23 protein-coding genes and 1 tRNA gene are annotated in these 17,676 nt (G+C 66.3%); 15 read left to right on the forward strand and 9 right to left on the reverse strand.

Features of this window, described 5'->3' with window-relative positions:
* Nucleotides 1–5: 5 nt before the first annotated feature.
* Nucleotides 6–362, reverse strand: a complete 357-nt coding sequence (locus HLAC_RS09295) for an SHOCT domain-containing protein (protein WP_009762250.1) — start codon at nt 360–362, stop codon at nt 6–8.
* A gap of 446 nt (nt 363–808) precedes the next feature.
* Nucleotides 809–1,507, reverse strand: a complete 699-nt coding sequence (locus HLAC_RS09300; RefSeq protein ID WP_049933493.1) for a cupredoxin domain-containing protein — start codon at nt 1,505–1,507, stop codon at nt 809–811.
* 130 nt (nt 1,508–1,637) lie between these two features.
* Here HLAC_RS09300 and HLAC_RS09305 point away from each other — a divergent pair, with 130 nt between their 5' ends.
* Genes HLAC_RS09305 through HLAC_RS09315 form a run of 3 tightly spaced genes read left to right on the forward strand, consistent with a single transcriptional unit; the run spans nt 1,638 to nt 2,567 of the window.
* Nucleotides 1,638–1,988: an ArsR/SmtB family transcription factor gene (locus HLAC_RS09305; RefSeq protein ID WP_009762252.1), complete on the forward strand. Its 351-nt coding sequence runs from the start codon at nt 1,638–1,640 to the stop codon at nt 1,986–1,988.
* 7 nt (nt 1,989–1,995) lie between these two features.
* A complete protein-coding gene (locus tag HLAC_RS09310; RefSeq protein ID WP_009762253.1) occupies nt 1,996–2,295 on the forward strand; it encodes a DUF7521 family protein in 300 nt (99 codons plus the stop codon).
* Entirely contained in the window at nt 2,292–2,567 is a 276-nt protein-coding gene (locus tag HLAC_RS09315; protein WP_009762254.1) for a DUF7521 family protein, read from the forward strand. The genes HLAC_RS09310 and HLAC_RS09315 overlap by 4 nt, the downstream gene beginning before the upstream one ends.
* Nucleotides 2,568–2,919: 352 nt before the next feature.
* On the opposite strand, the gene HLAC_RS09320 is transcribed toward HLAC_RS09315, so the two are convergent.
* From HLAC_RS09320 to HLAC_RS09340, 5 genes are all read right to left on the reverse strand, one after another.
* On the reverse strand, nt 2,920–3,213 hold the full coding sequence (locus tag HLAC_RS09320; RefSeq protein ID WP_015910578.1) for a chorismate mutase: 294 nt from the start codon (nt 3,211–3,213) through the stop codon (nt 2,920–2,922).
* 30 nt (nt 3,214–3,243) lie between these two features.
* On the reverse strand, nt 3,244–4,137 hold the full coding sequence (locus HLAC_RS09325) for a shikimate kinase (RefSeq protein ID WP_015910579.1): 894 nt from the start codon (nt 4,135–4,137) through the stop codon (nt 3,244–3,246).
* 102 nt (nt 4,138–4,239) lie between these two features.
* Entirely contained in the window at nt 4,240–4,833 is a 594-nt protein-coding gene (locus HLAC_RS09330) for a hypothetical protein (RefSeq protein ID WP_015910580.1), read from the reverse strand.
* A 2-nt stretch (nt 4,834–4,835) separates the two neighbouring features.
* A complete protein-coding gene (locus tag HLAC_RS09335; RefSeq protein WP_015910581.1) occupies nt 4,836–5,297 on the reverse strand; it encodes a hypothetical protein in 462 nt (153 codons plus the stop codon).
* Nucleotides 5,297–6,691, reverse strand: a complete 1,395-nt coding sequence (locus tag HLAC_RS09340) for a hypothetical protein (protein WP_015910582.1) — start codon at nt 6,689–6,691, stop codon at nt 5,297–5,299. Before HLAC_RS09340 ends, HLAC_RS09335 begins: the two co-directional genes overlap by 1 nt.
* Nucleotides 6,692–6,854: 163 nt before the next feature.
* On the opposite strand from HLAC_RS09340, the gene HLAC_RS09345 reads away from it, so the two are divergent.
* The 5 genes from HLAC_RS09345 (at nt 6,855) to HLAC_RS09365 (ending at nt 8,782) form a co-directional block, all read left to right on the forward strand.
* Nucleotides 6,855–7,313: a DUF5796 family protein gene (locus HLAC_RS09345; RefSeq protein ID WP_015910583.1), complete on the forward strand. Its 459-nt coding sequence runs from the start codon at nt 6,855–6,857 to the stop codon at nt 7,311–7,313.
* 55 nt (nt 7,314–7,368) lie between these two features.
* Nucleotides 7,369–7,608 carry a DUF7508 domain-containing protein gene (locus HLAC_RS09350; RefSeq protein WP_015910584.1) on the forward strand — a complete coding sequence of 80 codons (240 nt, stop codon included), beginning with the start codon at nt 7,369–7,371 and terminating at the stop codon, nt 7,606–7,608.
* 87 nt (nt 7,609–7,695) lie between these two features.
* On the forward strand, nt 7,696–8,046 hold the full coding sequence (locus HLAC_RS09355; RefSeq protein ID WP_015910585.1) for a hypothetical protein: 351 nt from the start codon (nt 7,696–7,698) through the stop codon (nt 8,044–8,046).
* A 90-nt stretch (nt 8,047–8,136) separates the two neighbouring features.
* Nucleotides 8,137–8,221: transfer RNA gene (locus tag HLAC_RS09360), tRNA-Leu, on the forward strand.
* Between the two features lie 123 nt (nt 8,222–8,344).
* Nucleotides 8,345–8,782 (forward strand): DUF6653 family protein, encoded by a 438-nt coding sequence (locus tag HLAC_RS09365; protein WP_049933494.1) that lies wholly within the window; start codon nt 8,345–8,347, stop codon nt 8,780–8,782.
* Between the two features lie 144 nt (nt 8,783–8,926).
* Here the strand turns inward: HLAC_RS09365 and HLAC_RS09370 are convergent, their stop codons facing one another.
* Nucleotides 8,927–10,222, reverse strand: coding sequence for a carboxylate--amine ligase (locus HLAC_RS09370; RefSeq protein WP_049933495.1), 1,296 nt, complete (start codon nt 10,220–10,222; stop codon nt 8,927–8,929).
* A 180-nt stretch (nt 10,223–10,402) separates the two neighbouring features.
* Here HLAC_RS09370 and HLAC_RS09375 point away from each other — a divergent pair, with 180 nt between their 5' ends.
* Both HLAC_RS09375 and HLAC_RS09380 read left to right on the forward strand, forming a co-directional pair.
* On the forward strand, nt 10,403–11,044 hold the full coding sequence (locus tag HLAC_RS09375; RefSeq protein WP_141104747.1) for a DUF5813 family protein: 642 nt from the start codon (nt 10,403–10,405) through the stop codon (nt 11,042–11,044).
* A gap of 38 nt (nt 11,045–11,082) precedes the next feature.
* Nucleotides 11,083–11,406 (forward strand): DUF7991 family protein, encoded by a 324-nt coding sequence (locus tag HLAC_RS09380; RefSeq protein WP_015910590.1) that lies wholly within the window; start codon nt 11,083–11,085, stop codon nt 11,404–11,406.
* Between the two features lie 57 nt (nt 11,407–11,463).
* Here HLAC_RS09380 and tmk read toward each other — a convergent pair whose 3' ends face one another.
* Entirely contained in the window at nt 11,464–12,057 is a 594-nt protein-coding gene (gene tmk / locus HLAC_RS09385) for a dTMP kinase (RefSeq protein ID WP_015910591.1), read from the reverse strand.
* Between the two features lie 153 nt (nt 12,058–12,210).
* On the opposite strand from tmk, the gene HLAC_RS09390 reads away from it, so the two are divergent.
* The 5 genes from HLAC_RS09390 to cofC all read left to right on the forward strand — a co-directional run bounded on the left by HLAC_RS09390 (nt 12,211) and on the right by cofC (nt 17,623).
* Complete coding sequence (locus HLAC_RS09390; RefSeq protein ID WP_015910592.1) at nt 12,211–13,605, forward strand: hemolysin family protein; 1,395 nt, start codon at nt 12,211–12,213, stop codon at nt 13,603–13,605.
* Nucleotides 13,606–13,686: 81 nt separating this feature from the next.
* The gene (locus HLAC_RS09395) at nt 13,687–14,580 is read left to right on the forward strand and encodes a universal stress protein (protein ID WP_015910593.1); all 894 of its coding nucleotides are present in this window, start codon (nt 13,687–13,689) and stop codon (nt 14,578–14,580) included.
* A gap of 107 nt (nt 14,581–14,687) precedes the next feature.
* A complete protein-coding gene (locus tag HLAC_RS09400; protein ID WP_015910594.1) occupies nt 14,688–15,584 on the forward strand; it encodes a complex I NDUFA9 subunit family protein in 897 nt (298 codons plus the stop codon).
* A gap of 193 nt (nt 15,585–15,777) precedes the next feature.
* A complete protein-coding gene (locus tag HLAC_RS09405; protein WP_015910595.1) occupies nt 15,778–16,956 on the forward strand; it encodes a tubulin/FtsZ family protein in 1,179 nt (392 codons plus the stop codon).
* 13 nt (nt 16,957–16,969) lie between these two features.
* A complete protein-coding gene (gene cofC / locus HLAC_RS09410) occupies nt 16,970–17,623 on the forward strand; it encodes a 2-phospho-L-lactate guanylyltransferase (RefSeq protein ID WP_015910596.1) in 654 nt (217 codons plus the stop codon).
* Nucleotides 17,624–17,676: the final 53 nt, after the last annotated feature.

A 17,676-nucleotide genomic window follows, 5' to 3' on the forward strand; every position in this document is an offset into this window, starting at 1 on the left:
CGGCCTCACTCCGAACGATCGAGGCGTTCTCGCCGTTGTTCGAATTCCTCCTCGGAGAGGTCTCCCCGTGCATAGGTGAGGCGCAGTTCTTCGAGTGCGGCGTCCGTATCATTGCTATTGGGAGGGTTAAACACTCTATACAGGAGGTATCCTCCACCAAGAAATATCACAAGCGGAACGATCCACATCACAAGCCACATCCACGATGCGCCTGCCCCATTCCACATCCCGCCGTCCCACATGTGTCCACTACCCCACATCGTCATCATCGGCCATGCGAACACCATCATCAAAACTGGAAGGAGTATCACGATGGCGACAACGAGCACGAGGAGTCGGTCAAATCCGTCACTCTGGGCCATGCATAGCGTTGGCGGACTGGAGTGATAAGTCCAGCACATGATGGCAGTGAATTGGGAAGTGTACGCTCTGTATTCAGCAAACCTCGTCTGACAGAAAGTAAGTAGTTCTCAGAGGCTGTACTGAATACAGGGCGCGAATACAGCACGGATGGTTCTCCGAATCGGGCTAACTCAGTTCGGTGGTTACAGGGTATGAGGAACTATGGTGGTGTAGTGAGGTTTGATCGGGTCGTCTTAAGCTGTTGTGCCATAAATTCACTAACAATTAACAGTCAGTTCCCTCAGCACCCAACTGCTGTAGATGATAAATACGGAATAAACGCAGGCTGTCTCTAGTTACTCATTTTTTTGTGTTTCATTCCCGTGGCCACTGATATCACGGAAAGCGGAGAAATATAAACTACTATACCATTCCCGCTGTCTCGAAAAATGGTGCCGTCTTCGGATTAGTGTCCGTGGCCGAGCGCTTCGTTACACATCGTGTTGAGTTCCGAGATCTTCTTCGTGACGCTCTCGGGCTTGTCCTGTGGCGGCTCCTCGAGCGCAGGTTGGCCGTGAGCGTCCGGTTCTCCGACGATGATGCTACCAATCATTCCGACCGTTTCGTGGGGCGTGCAGTAGTAGTGGTAGACCCCTTCAGTCTCGAAGGTGTGTTCGAACGTTGCGCCTGCCTCCGAGAGGAGGCTGCTGTCCCACGACGCGGCTCCGTCGGGGACGAGCTGTGGTTGATCGTTGTCTGGGTGGTAGGCCGTGGCAGAGTGGCTCCCACTTTCGTTGTGGAAGGTCACCGTGCCGCCGACCTCGACTCGGGCCACGTGAGGGTCGAAGTGGTACGTCCCGTCCGTCGTGATCATGTTCACCTGTGCTGTTTCCGTCGGGGCACCAATCTCCTCATCATGATGGCTGTCTTCGCCGTGACCCTCTTCTTCGTCGTCGTGGCTCTCTTCTTCCTCGCTGTGTTCGTCCTCGGAGTCGTCGTGGCTCTCCGTCTCGTTGTGACCATCCGAGTCAGAGTGTTCTTCCGTCGATTCTGACCCGCCATCACTCTCTGCCTGGCCACCCGAACAGCCAGCGAGACCAATGGCCGCCGCGGTACCAGATAGGCTGAGCATCCGTCGCCGGGTGTACAGAGATTCGTTTGTCATGGGATCAGTCACCTTGCACTTGAGGATACGCTTGCTGGGATAATGGGCGGGTCGCTGTTTTGCGCGCGACGCAAAACGATTCCCTCTTTAAGTATCTTGGAGTATTCATGAACTATTGCGAGGAACATCCGTGTCCACACAGGAACGCTCTGACGAACTCTTGGAGCTCCTCGGCCAAGAACGAGTCCGGCAGATTCTGGCCGCGACGAGTCAGGAATCTAGGTCTGCGAAGGAACTCAGCACAGAGTGTGATGTCGCGCTCTCAACCATCTATCGCCGAGTTGAGGACATGATTACCAACGACTTGCTCGTCGAGCAGACACGGATCGAATCAGATGGGAGCCACCACAGCGTCTACGAGGCGAAGGTCGACCATCTCGACGTCGATATCGACGATGGAACCATCGACGTGAGCGTCCATGTGCGGGAGAACGCTTCCGAGCGGTTCTCGCGCATCTGGAGCGAAATCAGGGAGAGTTGACATAACCATGCACATCGAACTCGTCATCGCGAAACTCATCACGGTTGGACTGGGGCTGTTGATAACGTACAAGGCCTACAAGGGGTATCGAACGTACGGCAGCGAGCCGATGCTGTACGTCGCTATCGGGTTCCTCTTTATTAGTATCGGCTCTGTCATTGAGGGTGTCCTGTTCGATGTGGTGGGCTTGTCGATATTCCTCTCTGGAACCATCCAGACTGCTATCGTCGCATTCGGGATGCTCGTCATTCTGTACTCGCTGTACGGTCAACTGCCACAACAAGCGAACGAAGGGGAGTCTCCATGACTGGCCACTGGGAACTTGCATTGATCGCTGTTCGCGTCCTGCTCCTTGGCGTCGGTCTCGCGACCACCGCAATCAGTTTCCGGGCCTACAGGCAGCAACAGACCCGATACCTCCGCGACGCAACGCTCGGGTTTGGGTTTATTACACTCGGCGTACTCATCGAGGGATTCCTCTACCAGTTCACTGGGTTGACGCTCACTCAAGTCCACGTCGCCGAATCCGTGTGTCTCGTCTTCGGTCTCGGTATCCTTCTTCGATCGTTCCTCGATTAACTAGACAAGCGGCGGTTACGATGGGCAGGTACCGTTGATGCCAACGCACGATGAATGATTCCAACGTACTAACTACAGCTTTCGAATGAAGCACGCGATTCGTGTTCTCTACTGGACTACTGAACGCCGATCATCGATAGGCATCGATCGAGTATCAAATTCCAGCAGTACACTGCCTTGTGGACGAAATAATCGAGGATGCCCCACTCGTCGGACGGTTCCGTTTGAATTAGTGTTCGTGGCACCGACGCGTCTATACTCTCGTTCACCGATCCGGGAACGAAAGAGCAACTGCCGGAAGAAGATTTTGTAATTCGAACCGCAGTAGAGGCCCTGAAACGCCCGAATTCGGCTACCGGCTCTCTCGTTGTTCAACTTTGTTCAACTCGATCAACAGCCGGAAGATCGCTTTCACGAGGTTGGCGTCGACGTCGAACCGCTCGGCGTTTGCGCCGGCGCGCTCCATTACCTGTTCCTCCTGCCCCTCGTCGGTCGTCGGGAGGTCGCGCTCCTCCTTCACGGCCGCCACCGTGTCGGCGACGTAGGTCCGTCGGGCGATCAGTTCCACGATCTCGCGGTCGATGTCTTCGATCTCGCGTCGCAGTTCGTCGAGGCTTCGGTCCTCGGAGTTCGGTGTGTCACTCATTGGTAGGTTTGGGGTCAGTCGATAGTGTGCTCACTCGACGGCCGCACCGTCGTTTCTGGTGGTCGTTCGCCGCAGGGTTCCGGGACGGTTGCTCCACGCGTCGGCGACCGCGTCGAGGTCGGTCTCGGGGTCGTCGGGGTCCGCGACGGCGACGACGCTCGGACCGGTCCCCGACAGCGACACTCCGGTGGCGTGGGGCATCGCCTCGACCGCGGGGTCGGCGTCGAAGCCGAGCGCGGCGGAGAACGCGAGTCCGTTAACGGTCATCGCCTCGGCGTACCGGCCGTCGAGCGCGAGGTCGGCGACGAGATCCGCCATCGGCGCGACGGCCTCACAGCGGGTCACATCCGCGTCCGCGCTGTAGGCGCGCTCGGGAGGCGTCCACACGAGAACGTCCCAGTCGACGGTCTCGCGCGACCGTAGCTCGTCGGCGTCGTTGTCGGTAACGGTGACGCCGCCGAGCATCGAAGCGGTCGCGTCGTCGAACGCGCCCGTGACCGTGACGCCCGCCTCGCGGGCCGCTCGGACCCCGAGTCGGCAGGCGTCGAGGCGGGTGACGTCGACGGACGGGTCCGCATCGTCGTCTCCAACCGCCAGCCCGAGCGCGTCACAGGTCGCGAGCACGGTCGCATTGGCGGCCGCGCTGGAGCTTTTGAGTCCCGCTGCGAGGGGCACGTCGCTGTCGGTCCGGACGGTGCCGCCCTCGCCGTCGCCCCAGCGCTCGGTCGCGAGCGCGACGCAGTGCTCGATCAGGGCGGTGTCACCGTCGGGGTCCTCGGCGATCGTCCCGCGCACGCCGTCGGCGTCCGGGTTGAGCGTCACCGTCGCGCGGGTCTCGACGTCGATGCCGAAGGCGGCGCCGGTGCCCGTCGCGAGCGCGTTCAACACGGTGCCGGCGCCGAGCGCCGCTGCCCGTCCCTCCATGTACTCACGGCTCGCGAGCGCGGACAAAGAGGTAGCGATCACGGCGAGTCTCTCGGGGCGGTCGGGGGCGGCGCGGCGTGGACCGCCGGATCGGCCTCTCCCTCAGACCGGCTCCGCGCGCCGGAGCGCGGCGTCAACCTCGTACCAGTCCGGATCCGGTCGTGCGCGAGTCTCCCGACTTCGGAACGTGATCGAGGCGTCGAAGCGTCGGGTCCCGCCGGCGAATCGATCGTCGGACGAGAACCGTTCGGTGACGTAGTCGTAGCCGACCGCCTCGCGCTCGATGGAGTTCGGGCGCGTCGCGTACGCGTCGACGCGGAGTTCGACCGTACCGTACGTGAACCGTCCGGCGTTCTCGACGGTGAGCTGCGCCTCCACCGTCGTCTCATAGCCGTCGTCGGTCACGCTGAGCACGTCGACGTTCGTAACCACGAGACCGGAGCCGTCGGGGCCGACCTCATCCGGGGAGTCCCCATCGTCCGCCTGCTCGGCGGCGGACTTTTCGTCCTCCGAGAGGGATTCGCGTTCGCCGTCATCTCCGTTTTCGCTCTCGGAGTCGCTCGCGTCGTCGCTCGCAGAGGTCTCCGTCCCGTCTCCGGAGCCGCCGGCGTCCTCGCTCGACTCCACGAGACAGCCGGCGAGCAGTCCGGGAACCGCAGCGGCCAACAGTCGTCGACGGCGGAGCGAGGGCGTCATGGTCACTCCGTCACCAATCCAAGGACGCCGGTCACCGCGCCGACGACGGCAGCGACGACCGCGGTCGTGAGTATCGATCCGAACGCGTCCGCGATCCCGTGAGCCTGCGTCGCCGCCTCGCCTTGCGACGCGACGACGAGGACGACGACGACCAGCCCGTACGCCAACGCGCCGAGCCCGCCTCCGATCCCGCAGGTCGCGGCTGCCTCTCTCGCGTCGTACGCCCGCGACCCGACGAGGAGGCCGAGGACGCCTGCGAGCAGAGGCGCAATGACCAAGGCGGCGGCGGTGATGGCGAGGTACGACTGCGCGACGAACACCGGGCCGAACCGCGCGGTCTCGCCGGTGGCCGCCGCGGCGAGCGCGGTCTCCGCCCACCCGGTGGTCGCGGCGGCGACGAGCCCGACGCCGGCGCCGACGACCGCGAACACCGCCGCCGTGAGACCGACTCCGTTTCCGTTCATCAGACGACCGCCCACCCGTTCGCCAGTTGTCCCTGCCAGCCGGTGCGTTCCTCCCACGCGTCACCCGAGAACCCGGCCGCGACCACGAACTCGCCGGCCTGCACGACGTAGCCGTACTGGACGCCGGCGTGCTCGCCGAACCCGTACCGCTCCCCCTCCGCTTCGTGGTGGTAGAGGCGGTGCCAACGGGTCGGGCCCTGATATATCGGTGCTTGGTCCTCGCCGTCTTCTCCGTCACCCTCGTCGCTTCCGCTCTCCCCGCCGCCCTCGCTTCCTCCCTCCCCCGTCGCGTCCCCGGAGAAATCGGATCCGGCCGCGGTGGCGTCGGGGTCGATCGGCGCGCGCCCTTCAGTCGAGGCGGCAGCGACCGCCTCGTCGAGCCGATCGTTCGCGGTCGACGCGTCCGGATACCGCTGCACGTACAGGGGGACGCCCTCAAGTTCGTGTGCCCACCCCTCGAACGTCCGACTCGGTCGGTTGCCGGCGGCGGGGCGGGTCGCAAACGCGACGAACAGCTCCTCGGTCCGGTCCTCGGAGCGCGGTATCGGTCCGAGGCGCGCGCGCAGTTCCTCGCGGCGGGCCGCCTCGAACGCGTTCCCGTATATCCGCGGGATCTGGTTCCGATCATGCTCCTCGTCGTCGTACGGCTCGTGCGCAAACGCCGAGAATCCACGACTCGCGAGGCCGAGTTCCACGAACGCCTCGCCGCGGACACGCCGTCGCTCGGCGTCGTCGTCCGGGAGCGGGTACAACAGGCGGTTCAAAAGCCGATTGTGGATCGGCTCGCGGGAGAACGCCTCGTCGACGTAGGTGGCGGTGCCGACGGCGGCGAAGCCGCGGCGCATCCGCGAGAGCTCCTCTAAGAAGCGGTCGACATCGCCGCGGGGGGCGAACGTCCGGAGCTTCTCGACGTGCCGCTCCGTGCGCGAGACGATCCGGAATCGGGGGTGGAACTGCGGCTCTAGCGCGTCGGCGGCGGTGTCGGCGGCCGTGCGCCCGGCTTCGTCGAGTCGGTCAGCCATCTCGACCGTCACCGCGTCGTTCTCGTCGACCGCGTCCCGCACATCGTCGATCTCGGCGACGACCTCCCGGATCGCGTCCCGATACGTCGCGACCGCCGACGGGTACTCGGTCGCGAACCACACCGCGTCGTCGACCACGTTCCGGGTCGCCGTCGCGAGCGCCTCGTTCGCGACCGGTTCGGGGTCGTCGCCGTCGACCTGCTCGTCGCCGGCGGTCTCGCCATCGCCGCCACCGTCGTCGCCGCCGTCCGCGTTCGGAGGGTCTTCCGCGGCCGCGTCGGGGTACTCGACGCCCTCGACGCCGAGACACCCGGAGAGCCCGACGACTGCGGCGGCGCCGACGCCCAACAGGCCCCGTCGCGTCCGTTGCATGAACTACCCTCCCGGCGGAGGGGCCTTAAAGGTGCCATCCCCGATTCTCGCGACTGAGGCCGGACGGCGGCGGGGGCTGTGGCGAGGGCGCCGACGGCGACCACGACGCCTCCGCCGACCACCGAGCGCGCCCCTTTTGAGGCGCGCGCACCGAACGACGTGTATGTCTGCACCTTCACGCAGCGACGTTCCCCCCACGTCGATCGGGATCGACCTCCGCGAGGAGGGCGTCGTCATCGAGTACCTCGACGGGCGAACCACCCTCTACCGCGGCGTTCCCGACGCCGTCGAGGGCTCGGTGACGGCCGGCCCGGGCAAGGAGACGCACGTGCTCGTCACCGACCCGACGGAGACGGAGGGCGTGATGACGTACGTCAACGACTACAACACCGACGACGAGATTTTGGAGGACTCCGGCGTCGGTCGCGTCATCGTCGAGGACGGCGAGCGCGACGAGGTGTTCCCCGGCGTGATCGTCGGGCGGACCGGCCAGCGCAACGAGGTGATCGCCGATCCCGAGATCGCCGGCGGTCGCGTGTTCGTCTTCGTCGAGGACGGCTGGACGGAGGGGAGCTACGAGATCGTCGAGGCGCCGGAAGACGGGCTCGACGCGCACCGGTGACCGCGATGCGGACGCTGACCCCGACGACGATGCCGATGTCGGCAGATCCACCCCGATGAGCCTCGCGAAACCTTGGCGCGACCTCGACCGCTCGACGGTCCGGAGCGCGCCGAGCCGCTACGCGCTGTACGAGCTGGGCGACGCGGAGGGGGACACGGTCGGGTTCGGGACGGGGGTCCTCCGTGACGAGTTGAAGGAGGCCCTGGCGTACCGAGACGCTGACAAGGTGCGGTGGGAGGTCGCCGACTCGACCGAGCACGCGGAGCGACTGCTCGCGGAGCACGTCGAGGAGTAGTCGGGAGGCCGCTCGGATTGCCGAGACGAGCCGCACTCACCGAGAGCGACCGACAGACGAAAGTCCCGCGGTCGCCGAGGGATCCGTATGAGCGACGAGGCGGACGCCGACGACGAGGTGCTGCGCGCGAGCGACATCGGCGGCGAGGGACCCCCGATCGAGGAGAAGCCGTACAAGATCGTCTTCGAGGCGAACAAGTGCTTCGGGGCGGGCAAGTGCGCCGAGGTCGGCGACAACTGGGTGATGGACGTGCAAAGCGGGATGGCGAAGCCGCGGTCGTACTACATCGGCGAGGACGAACTGGACGAGAACATTCGAGCCGCCGAGGTGTGTCCCGCGAAGAAGGAGCGCGGCGTGATCCACGTCGTCGACCGCCGGACCGACGAGGAGATCGCGCCGGACCCGCACGGCGACGGGACGCTCTCGGTGGACTGGTAGGGGGCAGGGCGCTCGGGGAACCCGAGCCGCGCTGGGCGCCGCCGCGGCATCCGAAAGGGGTTTGACCCCGCCGCCGGTATCCGAATCCGCGCGGGGGTGGCTGAGCCTGGCCAAAAGCGGCGGACTTAAGATCCGCTCCTGTAGAGGTTCGAGGGTTCGAATCCCTTCCCCCGCATTCCTGTCGCAGTTCGCACAGTAACACGGTTTGGCTGTCCAATACACCCTGAATCGCGTAATTCAGGATTCTCACCTAGCCGTAGGAGAACTACATATACATCGAGTACATTCCGAATGAGATATGGAACGAATCGAACGATACAAGCGAACAGTCTGGGAGCGGCATTCGAACCCAAAAAGCGGATGGAGTCGCGTACTCGTGCTCCCTGTACTCCTCTATGCGGTGTCTGATCGAAATTGGAAACTCGGAATGGCTGCCGTTGCGTTCACGCTCGTCAATCCGGTATTGTTCTCGCCTCCGGAGGATACCGATGCGTGGATGACTCGGGTCGTACTTGCCGAAGAGTGGTGGGTCGAAGAGCAAGAGCAGCGCGTCTTGGGACTCACGTATCCGAACCTTCTCAACCTTCTCAACATCCCTTTGACGGGATACGCGTTCGCTTCCGTCTACCGGAAAAAACCGGTTCGAGCGGCGCTTAGCGGGATGGGTTCAATGATACTGAAGTTCTGGTACGTTGGATCTCTCGTTCGCAGATACGATGCAGAGCAATCAGCGTGACCGTCCGAGTTCAGCACGCACCCTCACCGACAAACTGTTTCGGCGGCTTCGCCGACGCCACTACCTCGTTCTTTATAAGTGATTGTCGCGGTCGCTCACGGCTATTTAAATAGCGTATCGCCGTCGACGCTGACCCGACCGCCCTTAACAGGAGCAGTAGTAGTCGCGGTCGACGAACTCCGTCTCGAACAACTTCGCGGCCGGCGCGGGGTCGGACGGGCGGTAGATCCCCGTCGTTAGGTTCCCCTCGCGCTCGAAGTCGCCGGCGACGAGCCGCCGCCAGTCGGCGGTCGACAGCTGGTCCCAGAACACGTCGTCGCCCGCGAGCAGCGCGAGGTAGTCGCGGAGGTACACCCACCGCGTCGGCTCGACGCCCGACGACTCGTACTCGGCGTCGGTGACGGCGGCGTACGCCGCCATCGGGAGGTTCGCGCCCGCGGCGACCGGCATCCCGATCCACTTCCACGGTCGGGTGTTGACGTCGAGCAGGAGGAACTCCTCGCGCTCGTCGTCGTACACGAACTCCGCCTCGCTGATCCCGTGGTAGCCGGCGTCGTCGAGCACCGCCAGCGCGCGCGCCTCGATCGCCGGCTCGTCGGCCGTCTCCACCAGACAGGAGGTACCGAACTGCTGCGGGAATCGCACCGCGGCGTTGCCGACGACCGCGAGCGCGTCCCCGACGCCCGAGGGCGGGACGTACGACGCGAGCGAGTGGTCTCGACCGGTGGCGATGTCGACGCGTTTCTGCGCCATCACGGCGATCTCCTCCTCGCGGGCGGCCGCGACCGCGTCCGCGAACTCCTTGCGGTCGGCGACCTCCAGTACGTTGGTGCCGAACGCCTCCTCGAAGTCGCGTTTGAGCTCCGGTTTCACCACGAGCGGGAACCCGAGCGCCTCGGCGGCCTCGTCGAGGGTGGCGTCGGCGTCCGGCGTGCCCGTCGCCGCCTCCGCCGTCTCCGTGAGCCGGTACGTCTCCGGGTACGGAACGCCGAGCGTCTCGCAGGTCGCGTACAGCTCGGACTTGTTCAACACGTCGTCGAGCGTGTCGATCCCGGCGAAGGGGAGCCGGACACCCTCGGGATCCGCCCGCGCGTACGCCAGCGCCCACTCGTCCATGCAGCCGAACGCGACCGCCTCGCGGCCGATCGCGTCGACGATCGCCTCCACGTCCTCGCGGAACCCGTCGAGGTCGTCGAGCGGGTACGTCACCGCGCCCGCGAAGTCGACCGCATCCGAGGGTGGTGCGAGCCCGTCGTGGCGGAGCGCGTCGTCGTCTCCGGGGCGGTCGAGCGCGATCACGGGCACGTCGTGGGCGTCGAGCGCGCGGGCGACGCCGAGTCCGGTCACGTGTGCGTTGCTGACGAGGGCCGGCGGTCGGTCGAAGGAGGCGTCCGCGAGCGCATCGATCAGCGCCTCTGTCGAGCGAAACTGCGCTGCCATACCCGTCATGGTCGGTCCGGGTACAAAGGCGCACCAGTACCGGCCCGGCGTGCCACTACCGGTGACGCGGGCGGCCACCACTACCGATGATACGGTCTCCGACACAATCGGGACGGACCGACGAACCGCCGACTTCCCCGACGCAACGCGCTTTTACTCGTGTGTCGCCTCCGATCCGGTATGAGCGAGCGCGAGAGCAAATCCGAAGACGGAGGCGAGATCGGCGGTGACGGCGAGGGCGAGGGAGTGACCGGTGACGGCGAGGGAGTGACCGGTGACGGCGAGGGAGTGACCGGTGACGGCGAGGGAGCGATCGGCGGCGGCGGCGACCTCCCCGACCGCGTCCGCCGCGCGTTCGCGGACCACGGCTCCTTCGAGCCCGTGGACGAGGGCGTTTGGGTTGCGGAGACGACCCCCTTCGACGCCGAGGTGCGCGCCGAGCCCGCCGCGGACGGCCGGATCCACTTTGTAGTGACCGTCCGGGTGCCGACCCTCTCCGCGACGGCGGCCGACGAGGTCGCCGACGTGGTCGAGGAGGGGTGGATCGAGACGTTCGAACTCCGCGTCGTCGACGTGGGCGGAGTCACTCGCGGTGACCACGAGTTCGACCCCACTGTCGCGGTCGCCGCCGACGAGATTACGGTCGATTTCGAGCTGACTGAGATCAACGAGCGGCGCGGCGTCGACGACGCCGGGGCGCTGATCAACTTCGTCGAGGGGACCTACGTGCAGGGGGTCATCCCCGGCTACGAGTACACCGAGCCGCTCGACGGGCTGCTCTCCGCGGCGCGCCAACAGGGCAACAGCGGCGGCGGGTTCTAGGCCGATAGGGGCAAATGCCGCGAGCCCCTTGGTCAAATATGCTCGCGCTGTTCGGGTTCGTCAGCCTTCTCGCCCTCGTGGCCTTTCACACGCTGATCGCCGGGGTGGCGACCCGCTTTTTCCGGCTCCGGCTGAACACCTCGTGGGGGGCGATCGTGTACACGCTCGTGTTGACTCCGATGTTGCTCCTGATCTCGATGCTGGTGTTCACCGGCGTCCTCAACGTCGGCACTGGCATCAATCTCGGCAGCCCGACGCTCGTCGTCGGGCTGCTCGTCGCACTTCCCGTCGTGCTCGGGGCGGCGATCGACTATCTCTACGTTCCGCCTCCGGACGACGTCGAACTGCCGGACACGAACTGACGACGGCATCGAAGACGGCGACGCTGCGACCGCTTCACCTCTGCGCTCGTCGACGGACTACTCGCCCAGCAACTCCGACAGAACCTCCTCGACCCGCGCGATGACCGCCTCCGGCGACTGCGAGGCGTCGATGCGGACGAACCGGTCCGGCTCGGCGTCGATCAGTCGCTCGTAGTTTTTCCGGACCGCAGCGAGGTAGCCGTCCTGCTCGAATTTGTTCGTCCGGCCTGCGCGCTCGGCTGCCTCGCGGGCGTCCAGATCGAGGTAGATCGTCGCATCCGGCGGCCGCGAGAAGGCGGCGTGGATTCCCTTTATATACTCTAGTGGGCGGTCGATGTCGACATCGCTGGCGGCGAGCGTCGCCGCCTGATAGGCGAACCGGGAGTCGGAGTAGCGGTCGGAGATCACGAGGTCGCCGTCGGCGAGGGCGGGCTCGATCGTTCCCGAGAGGTGGTCCGCGTGGTCGGCCGTCAACAGGAATAGCTCCGCGAGCGGGTCGGCGTCGTCGGCCGCGATCGACCGGTCGACCGCCTCGCCATACCAGCTGTCGGTGGGCTCGCGGGTGAACGTCGCGTCGGGGTAGACGTCGTGGAGCGCCTCCCAGACGGTGGTCTTTCCGCTGCCGTCGAGCCCCTCCAGCGTGATCAGCATGGTCGCGCTCCGGCGCGGCAAGGAATAAACGGCGCGGGTTCCGACGAGACCCTTTTTAGTGGCTCCGCGTCGAACCGCCGGCATGGTCGACGATATCCATCACACCAGTCACATCCGTCACACCCGCCACGCCCGCGGACCGCGGAGGCACCGATGATAGATATCGCGATCTCCGCCACTCGGGTCGTCGCGGCGCTCGTGTTGGTCGTGTTGAACGGCTTCTTCGTCGCCTCCGAGTTCGCCTTCGTCCGCGTCCGCTCCACCTCGGTCGAGCAGCTGGTCGAGGAGGGGCGCCCCGGCTCGGGAGCGCTGCAGGACGTGATGGGGAGCCTCGACGACTACCTCGCGGCGACGCAGCTCGGGATCACGCTCGCCTCGCTCGGGCTCGGGTGGGTCGGCGAGCCCGCGATTGTGGCGCTGATCGAGCCGGCGCTCGGACCGCTGCTCCCCCCGAACCTCGTCCACATCGTCGCGTTCGCGATCGGGTTCAGCATCATCACGTTCCTCCACGTCGTGTTCGGTGAGCTGGCGCCGAAGACGATCGCCATCGCGCAGGCCGAGCGGGTCGCGATGATGTTGGCGCCCCCGATGAAGCTCTCCTACTACCTGTTCTCGCCCGGCATCGTCGTGTTCAACGGGGCGGCTAACGCCTTCACGCGCATGCTCGGCGTCCCGCCGGCCTCGGAGACGGACGAGACGATGAAGGAGCGCGAGATCCGCCGCGTGCTCGCGCGCTCCGGCGAGGCCGGTCACGTCGCAGACGTCGAAGTCGAGATGATCGACGCCGTCTTCGAACTCGACGACACCGTGGTCCGGGAGGCGATGGTCCCCCGACCGGACGTGACGAGCATCCCGGCCGGCGCGGACCTCGCCGCGATCCGCACGACCGTACTCGACGCGGGTCACACCCGGTACCCGGTAGTAGCGGCTGACGACGCAGACCGCGTGGTCGGCTTCGTTGACGCGAAAGACGTGTTGCGCGCGGGTGAAGCGGGTGACGAGTCGGTCACGGCTGCCGATCTCGCACGCGACCTCGTGATCGTTCCGGAGACCACGTCGCTGAGCGATCTGCTCGTGCAGTTCCGCGATGAACGCCGTCAGATGGCCGCCGTCGTCGACGAGTGGGGCGCCTTCGAGGGGATAGTCACCGTCGAAGACACGGTCGAGACGCTCGTCGGCGACCTCCGCGACGGCTTCGACGCCGCGGGCGGCGACCACGCGGTTCGGAAGACCGGGGCGGGGGCCTACGAGGCCGACGGGTCGGTCTCGCTATCCGTCGTCAACGACGCGCTCGGCACCGACTTCGACGGCGACGGGTTCGAGACGCTCGGCGGACTCGTGCTCGATCGACTCGGTCGCACCTCGGAAACCGGGGATACGATCGCGGCCGGCGACTACCTCTTCGAGGTCACGGCGGTCGACGGCGCCCGCATCTCGACAGTCCGGATCGAGGAGGTCGACGAAGGCGACGAAGTCGACGGCGAGGACGAGGTCGACGGAGCCGGTGACGGGGCCGATGACGAATCCGGCGGGGCGGACGGCGCCTGACGCCGGCCGATTATCCTGGCCTGTTCCCCGCGAGGGCGAACCGCCGCGGACCTTTTTACCGCACGCCGCGACCATAGGAGCATGTTCGATCGCATCCTGTTCCCGACCGACGGCAGCGACGGGGCGAGCGCCGCGTTCGATCACGTCCTCGATATCGCGGCCGATCACGGCGCGACCGTCCACGTTCTCAACGTCGCCGACACGACCCACGACAGCGTCACACGGATCGACGGCGAGATTGTCGACGTACTCGAACGCGAGGGCGAGGAGATCGTCGAGGCGGTCGCGGACCGCGCTGCCGACCGGGGAATCGAGACGGTGACCAAGGTGCTTCAGGGCGGCGTCGCCGAGACAATCGCCACGTACGCCGGGGAGCACGAGATGGACCTCGTCGCCATGCCGACTCGCGGTCGAACGGGATTCGACCGCCTGCTCCTCGGGAGCACCACCGAGCGCGTCGTCCGAGAATCGACGGTGCCGGTGCTCAGTATCCGACCGGACGGAGAGACGGCGCGGTACCCCTACCGGAACGTTCTCGTGCCCACCGACGGGAGCGAGCGCGCCGCCGACGCCCTCGACCGGGCGCTGACGCTCGCCAAGCGCGCGGACGCGACGGTCCACGTCCTCACCGTCGTCGACGTCGCGACCGTCGGGGGCGAGGGGTACTCGGGCGTGGACGCGCTGGTGGAGGGTGCCGAGGAGACGGTCATGGAAGCGGCGGCGACCGCCGAGGAAGCGGGTGTCGATTCGGTCGAGGCAGTCGAGGTCGGGTCGTCTGCAACGCGCGGGATCCAGTCGTACATCGACGAGAACGACATTGATCTGGTCGTCATGGGGACGCAGGGACGAACCGGAGTCAAGCGGTACCTCCTCGGGAGCGTCGCCGAGCGCACCGTCCGCACGTCTCCGGTACCGGTGTTGACGGTTTCCGACCCGGGCGACGAGGCGGGTGACGAAACGGGCGACGAAGACTGACTCGGGCATCGATCTCCCGCTTCGCGGCTCCGCCGATTCCCACTCCTCGTCATCGCGGCGTCTGACGCCGCGGTAGGTTTACGGGCGTTCCGTCCGACGTATCGTGTATGAAAGTGTTGGTAGCCGGCGGAACCGGGTTCATCGGGTCGTACCTCTGCCGCGCGCTCGCAGACGGGGGTCACGAGGTGACTGCCCTCTCCAGGTCGCCGAGCGATACCCCCGAGGGGGTCGCGTCCGCGACGGGCGACGTTACCGACTACGACTCGATCGCCAGCGCGGTCGAGGGGCAAGACGCGGTGGTGAACCTGGTCGCGCTCTCGCCGCTGTTCGAGCCGAAGGGCGGGAACGTCATGCACGACCGGATCCACCGCAAAGGCACAGAGAACCTCGTTCGGGCCGCCGAGGAGGGCGGCGCCGAGCGGTTCCTCCAGTTAAGCGCGCTCGGCGCCGACCCCGACGGCGACACCGCCTACATCCGCGCGAAGGGACAAGCCGAGGAGATCGTCCGCGAGAGCGGCCTCGGCTGGACGATCTTCCGCCCCTCCGTCGTCTTCGGCGAGGGCGGCGAGTTCGTCTCCTTTACCAAGCGGCTGAAGGGGATGTTCGCGCCGGGTCTGCCTCTGTACCCGCTTCCCGGCGGCGGGAAGACCCGCTTCCAGCCGATCCACGTCGAGGACCTCGTCTCGATGCTGGTCGCGGCGCTGGAAGAGGACGAGCACGTCGGCGAGACCTACGAGATCGGCGGTCCAGAGACGTTGACGCTCAGGCAGGTGACCGACCTCGTGTACGAGGCCGAAAAGAAGGGAGTCACGATCATTCCCCTGCCGATGCCGCTCGCCCGGATCGGGCTCACAGTCCTTGGCGCCGTCCCGGGGTTCCCGATGGGCGCTGACCAGTACCGGTCGTTGAAGTTCGACAACACGACCGCACACAACGACGTCGAGGCGTTCGGCGTCGACCCTGCCGAGCTGACCACGCTCGGAGAACACCTCGGGGTGGTGTGATGGCGGCGACGATCGAGGTGTCGCGGGCCCGATCCGGGGGACGTCGACGCCCCGCGACCTCCGACTCGACCGCTGATCAGAGCGCCAACCGGTCGATCGTGTCAACGAGCCGAATATCACGGGTAATAACAGCAACCGAAGGTTTAAATACGCGATCACGTTCTGTTCATTTCAAACGCGGAGGGAGCACACGATGAAACTTGCAATGATCGGATTCGGACAGGCGGGGGGAAAAGTCGTCGACAAATTCCTGGAGTACGACAAGCGGACGGGCTCGGAGATCGTCCGCGCGGCCGCGGCCGTCAACACGGCCAAAGCCGATCTCATGGGCCTCGAGCACATCGCTGAGAACCAGCGCGTGCTCATCGGTCAGTCCCGGGTGAAGGGCCACGGGGTCGGCGCTGACAACGAACTCGGCGCGGAGATCGCCGAGGAGGACATCGACGAGGTACAGGGCGCCATCGACTCGATCCCGGTCCACGAGGTCGACGCGTTCCTCGTCGTCTCCGGGCTCGGCGGCGGCACCGGCTCCGGGGGCGCGCCTGTGCTCGCGAAACACCTCAAGCGGATCTACACCGAGCCGGTCTACGGGCTCGGTATCCTGCCGGGTAGCGACGAGGGGGGCATTTACACCCTGAACGCGGCCCGCTCGTTCCAGACGTTCGTCCGCGAGGTGGACAACCTGATGGTGTTCGACAACGACGCCTGGCGGAAGACCGGCGAGTCCGTCCAGGGCGGCTACGAGGAGATCAACGAGGAGATCGTTCGACGGTTCGGCATCCTGTTCGGCGCCGGCGAGATCCAGCAGGGCCAGGAGGTCGCCGAGAGCGTCGTCGACTCCTCGGAGATCATCAACACGCTCTCCGGCGGCGGCGTCTCCACGGTCGGCTACGCCGAGGAGGAGGTCGAAGAGCGCACCTCGGGCGGGCTGCTCTCCCGGCTTCGCAACGACGACGGGGAAGACCAACTCGACAGCGCACACACCACGAACCGGATCACCAGCCTCGTCCGGAAGGCGGCGCTGGGCCGGCTCACGCTCCCCTGTGAGATCGAGGGAGCCGAGCGCGCCCTGCTCGTGCTTGCGGGGCCGCCGGAGTACCTCAACCGGAAAGGTATCGAGCGCGGGCGGAAGTGGCTCGAAGAGCAGACCGGCTCGATGGAGGTCCGCGGGGGGGACTACCCGTACCGCGGCGCCGGCTTCGTCGCGACCGTGATCCTGCTCGCGGGCGTCACCAACGTCCCGCGGATCAAGGAGCTCCAGCAGGTCGCCATCGAGGCGCAGGACAACCTCGACGAGATCCGCGACGAGAGCGAGGAGAACCTCGACGAACTCGTCAGCGACGACAGCGACGAACTCGAATCGCTGTTCTGAGGAGACCCTCCTGATGGAGGTCATTGTTCCGTTTTCGACAGAGCGCCCCAAGTCGCGACTCTCCGCCGTCCTCACACCCGACGAGCGCGCCGCGTTCGCGCGGACGATGCTGCAAGACGTACTCGCCGCGATCGACGCGGCCGACGGCGAGCCGCGAATATTGGCGACCGGCGCGGTCGGTATCGATCTCCCCTCCCCGGTGGAAATCGACGACCGCCCCCTGACCGACGCGGTCAACGCGGCGATCGACGCCCGTCTCGGAAACGACGGCGCAGAGCGCGTCGCGGTCGTCATGGCCGACCTCGCGCTCGCGACGCCGAACGCCCTGCGGGAGCTGTTCGCGGCCGGACGCGAGGCCGAGGTCGCGATCGCCCCCGGCCGCGGCGGCGGAACGAACGCGTTCGTCGCCGGCCACCCGGCGTTCCGGGTCGACTACCACGGTGCTTCCTACCTCGATCACCGGCGTATCGCCGACGAGATCGGCGCGGGCGTGCGGGTCGTCGACTCCCACCGGCTCGCGACCGACGTGGACGAGCCGGCCGACCTCGCGGAGCTGCTGATCCACGCCGAGGCGGACGGCGACGGCGGGAGGGCGGCGCGGTGGCTCCGCGACGCCGGCTTCGCGCTCGACACGACGGACGGGCGGGTCGGCGTCAGGCGGGAGTGAGGCCGGTTTCCCGCGGGGTCGACCTCCCGGCGACGCCCTCGGATCCGCGACCG

Source organism: Halorubrum lacusprofundi ATCC 49239 (assembly GCF_000022205.1).
Classification (GTDB): domain Archaea; phylum Halobacteriota; class Halobacteria; order Halobacteriales; family Haloferacaceae; genus Halorubrum; species Halorubrum lacusprofundi.

Coding starts and splice junctions, on each gene's coding strand:
- HLAC_RS09315 (WP_009762254.1), top strand. CDS start 2,292: ATGACTGGCCACTGGGAACTTGCATTGATCGCTGTTCGCGTCCTGCTC.
- HLAC_RS09310 (WP_009762253.1), top strand. CDS start 1,996: ATGCACATCGAACTCGTCATCGCGAAACTCATCACGGTTGGACTGGGG.
- HLAC_RS09320 (WP_015910578.1), bottom strand. CDS start 3,213: ATGAGTGACACACCGAACTCCGAGGACCGAAGCCTCGACGAACTGCGA.
- HLAC_RS09335 (WP_015910581.1), bottom strand. CDS start 5,297: ATGAACGGAAACGGAGTCGGTCTCACGGCGGCGGTGTTCGCGGTCGTC.
- HLAC_RS09370 (WP_049933495.1), bottom strand. CDS start 10,222: ATGGCAGCGCAGTTTCGCTCGACAGAGGCGCTGATCGATGCGCTCGCG.
- cofC (WP_015910596.1), top strand. CDS start 16,970: ATGGAGGTCATTGTTCCGTTTTCGACAGAGCGCCCCAAGTCGCGACTC.
- tmk (WP_015910591.1), bottom strand. CDS start 12,057: ATGCTGATCACGCTGGAGGGGCTCGACGGCAGCGGAAAGACCACCGTC.
- HLAC_RS09390 (WP_015910592.1), top strand. CDS start 12,211: ATGATAGATATCGCGATCTCCGCCACTCGGGTCGTCGCGGCGCTCGTG.
- HLAC_RS09375 (WP_141104747.1), top strand. CDS start 10,403: ATGAGCGAGCGCGAGAGCAAATCCGAAGACGGAGGCGAGATCGGCGGT.
- HLAC_RS09300 (WP_049933493.1), bottom strand. CDS start 1,507: ATGACAAACGAATCTCTGTACACCCGGCGACGGATGCTCAGCCTATCT.
- HLAC_RS09365 (WP_049933494.1), top strand. CDS start 8,345: ATGGAACGAATCGAACGATACAAGCGAACAGTCTGGGAGCGGCATTCG.
- HLAC_RS09400 (WP_015910594.1), top strand. CDS start 14,688: ATGAAAGTGTTGGTAGCCGGCGGAACCGGGTTCATCGGGTCGTACCTC.
- HLAC_RS09340 (WP_015910582.1), bottom strand. CDS start 6,691: ATGCAACGGACGCGACGGGGCCTGTTGGGCGTCGGCGCCGCCGCAGTC.
- HLAC_RS09325 (WP_015910579.1), bottom strand. CDS start 4,137: ATGGAGGGACGGGCAGCGGCGCTCGGCGCCGGCACCGTGTTGAACGCG.
- HLAC_RS09350 (WP_015910584.1), top strand. CDS start 7,369: ATGAGCCTCGCGAAACCTTGGCGCGACCTCGACCGCTCGACGGTCCGG.
- HLAC_RS09330 (WP_015910580.1), bottom strand. CDS start 4,833: ATGACGCCCTCGCTCCGCCGTCGACGACTGTTGGCCGCTGCGGTTCCC.
- HLAC_RS09355 (WP_015910585.1), top strand. CDS start 7,696: ATGAGCGACGAGGCGGACGCCGACGACGAGGTGCTGCGCGCGAGCGAC.
- HLAC_RS09295 (WP_009762250.1), bottom strand. CDS start 362: ATGGCCCAGAGTGACGGATTTGACCGACTCCTCGTGCTCGTTGTCGCC.
- HLAC_RS09405 (WP_015910595.1), top strand. CDS start 15,778: ATGAAACTTGCAATGATCGGATTCGGACAGGCGGGGGGAAAAGTCGTC.
- HLAC_RS09395 (WP_015910593.1), top strand. CDS start 13,687: ATGTTCGATCGCATCCTGTTCCCGACCGACGGCAGCGACGGGGCGAGC.
- HLAC_RS09345 (WP_015910583.1), top strand. CDS start 6,855: ATGTCTGCACCTTCACGCAGCGACGTTCCCCCCACGTCGATCGGGATC.
- HLAC_RS09380 (WP_015910590.1), top strand. CDS start 11,083: ATGCTCGCGCTGTTCGGGTTCGTCAGCCTTCTCGCCCTCGTGGCCTTT.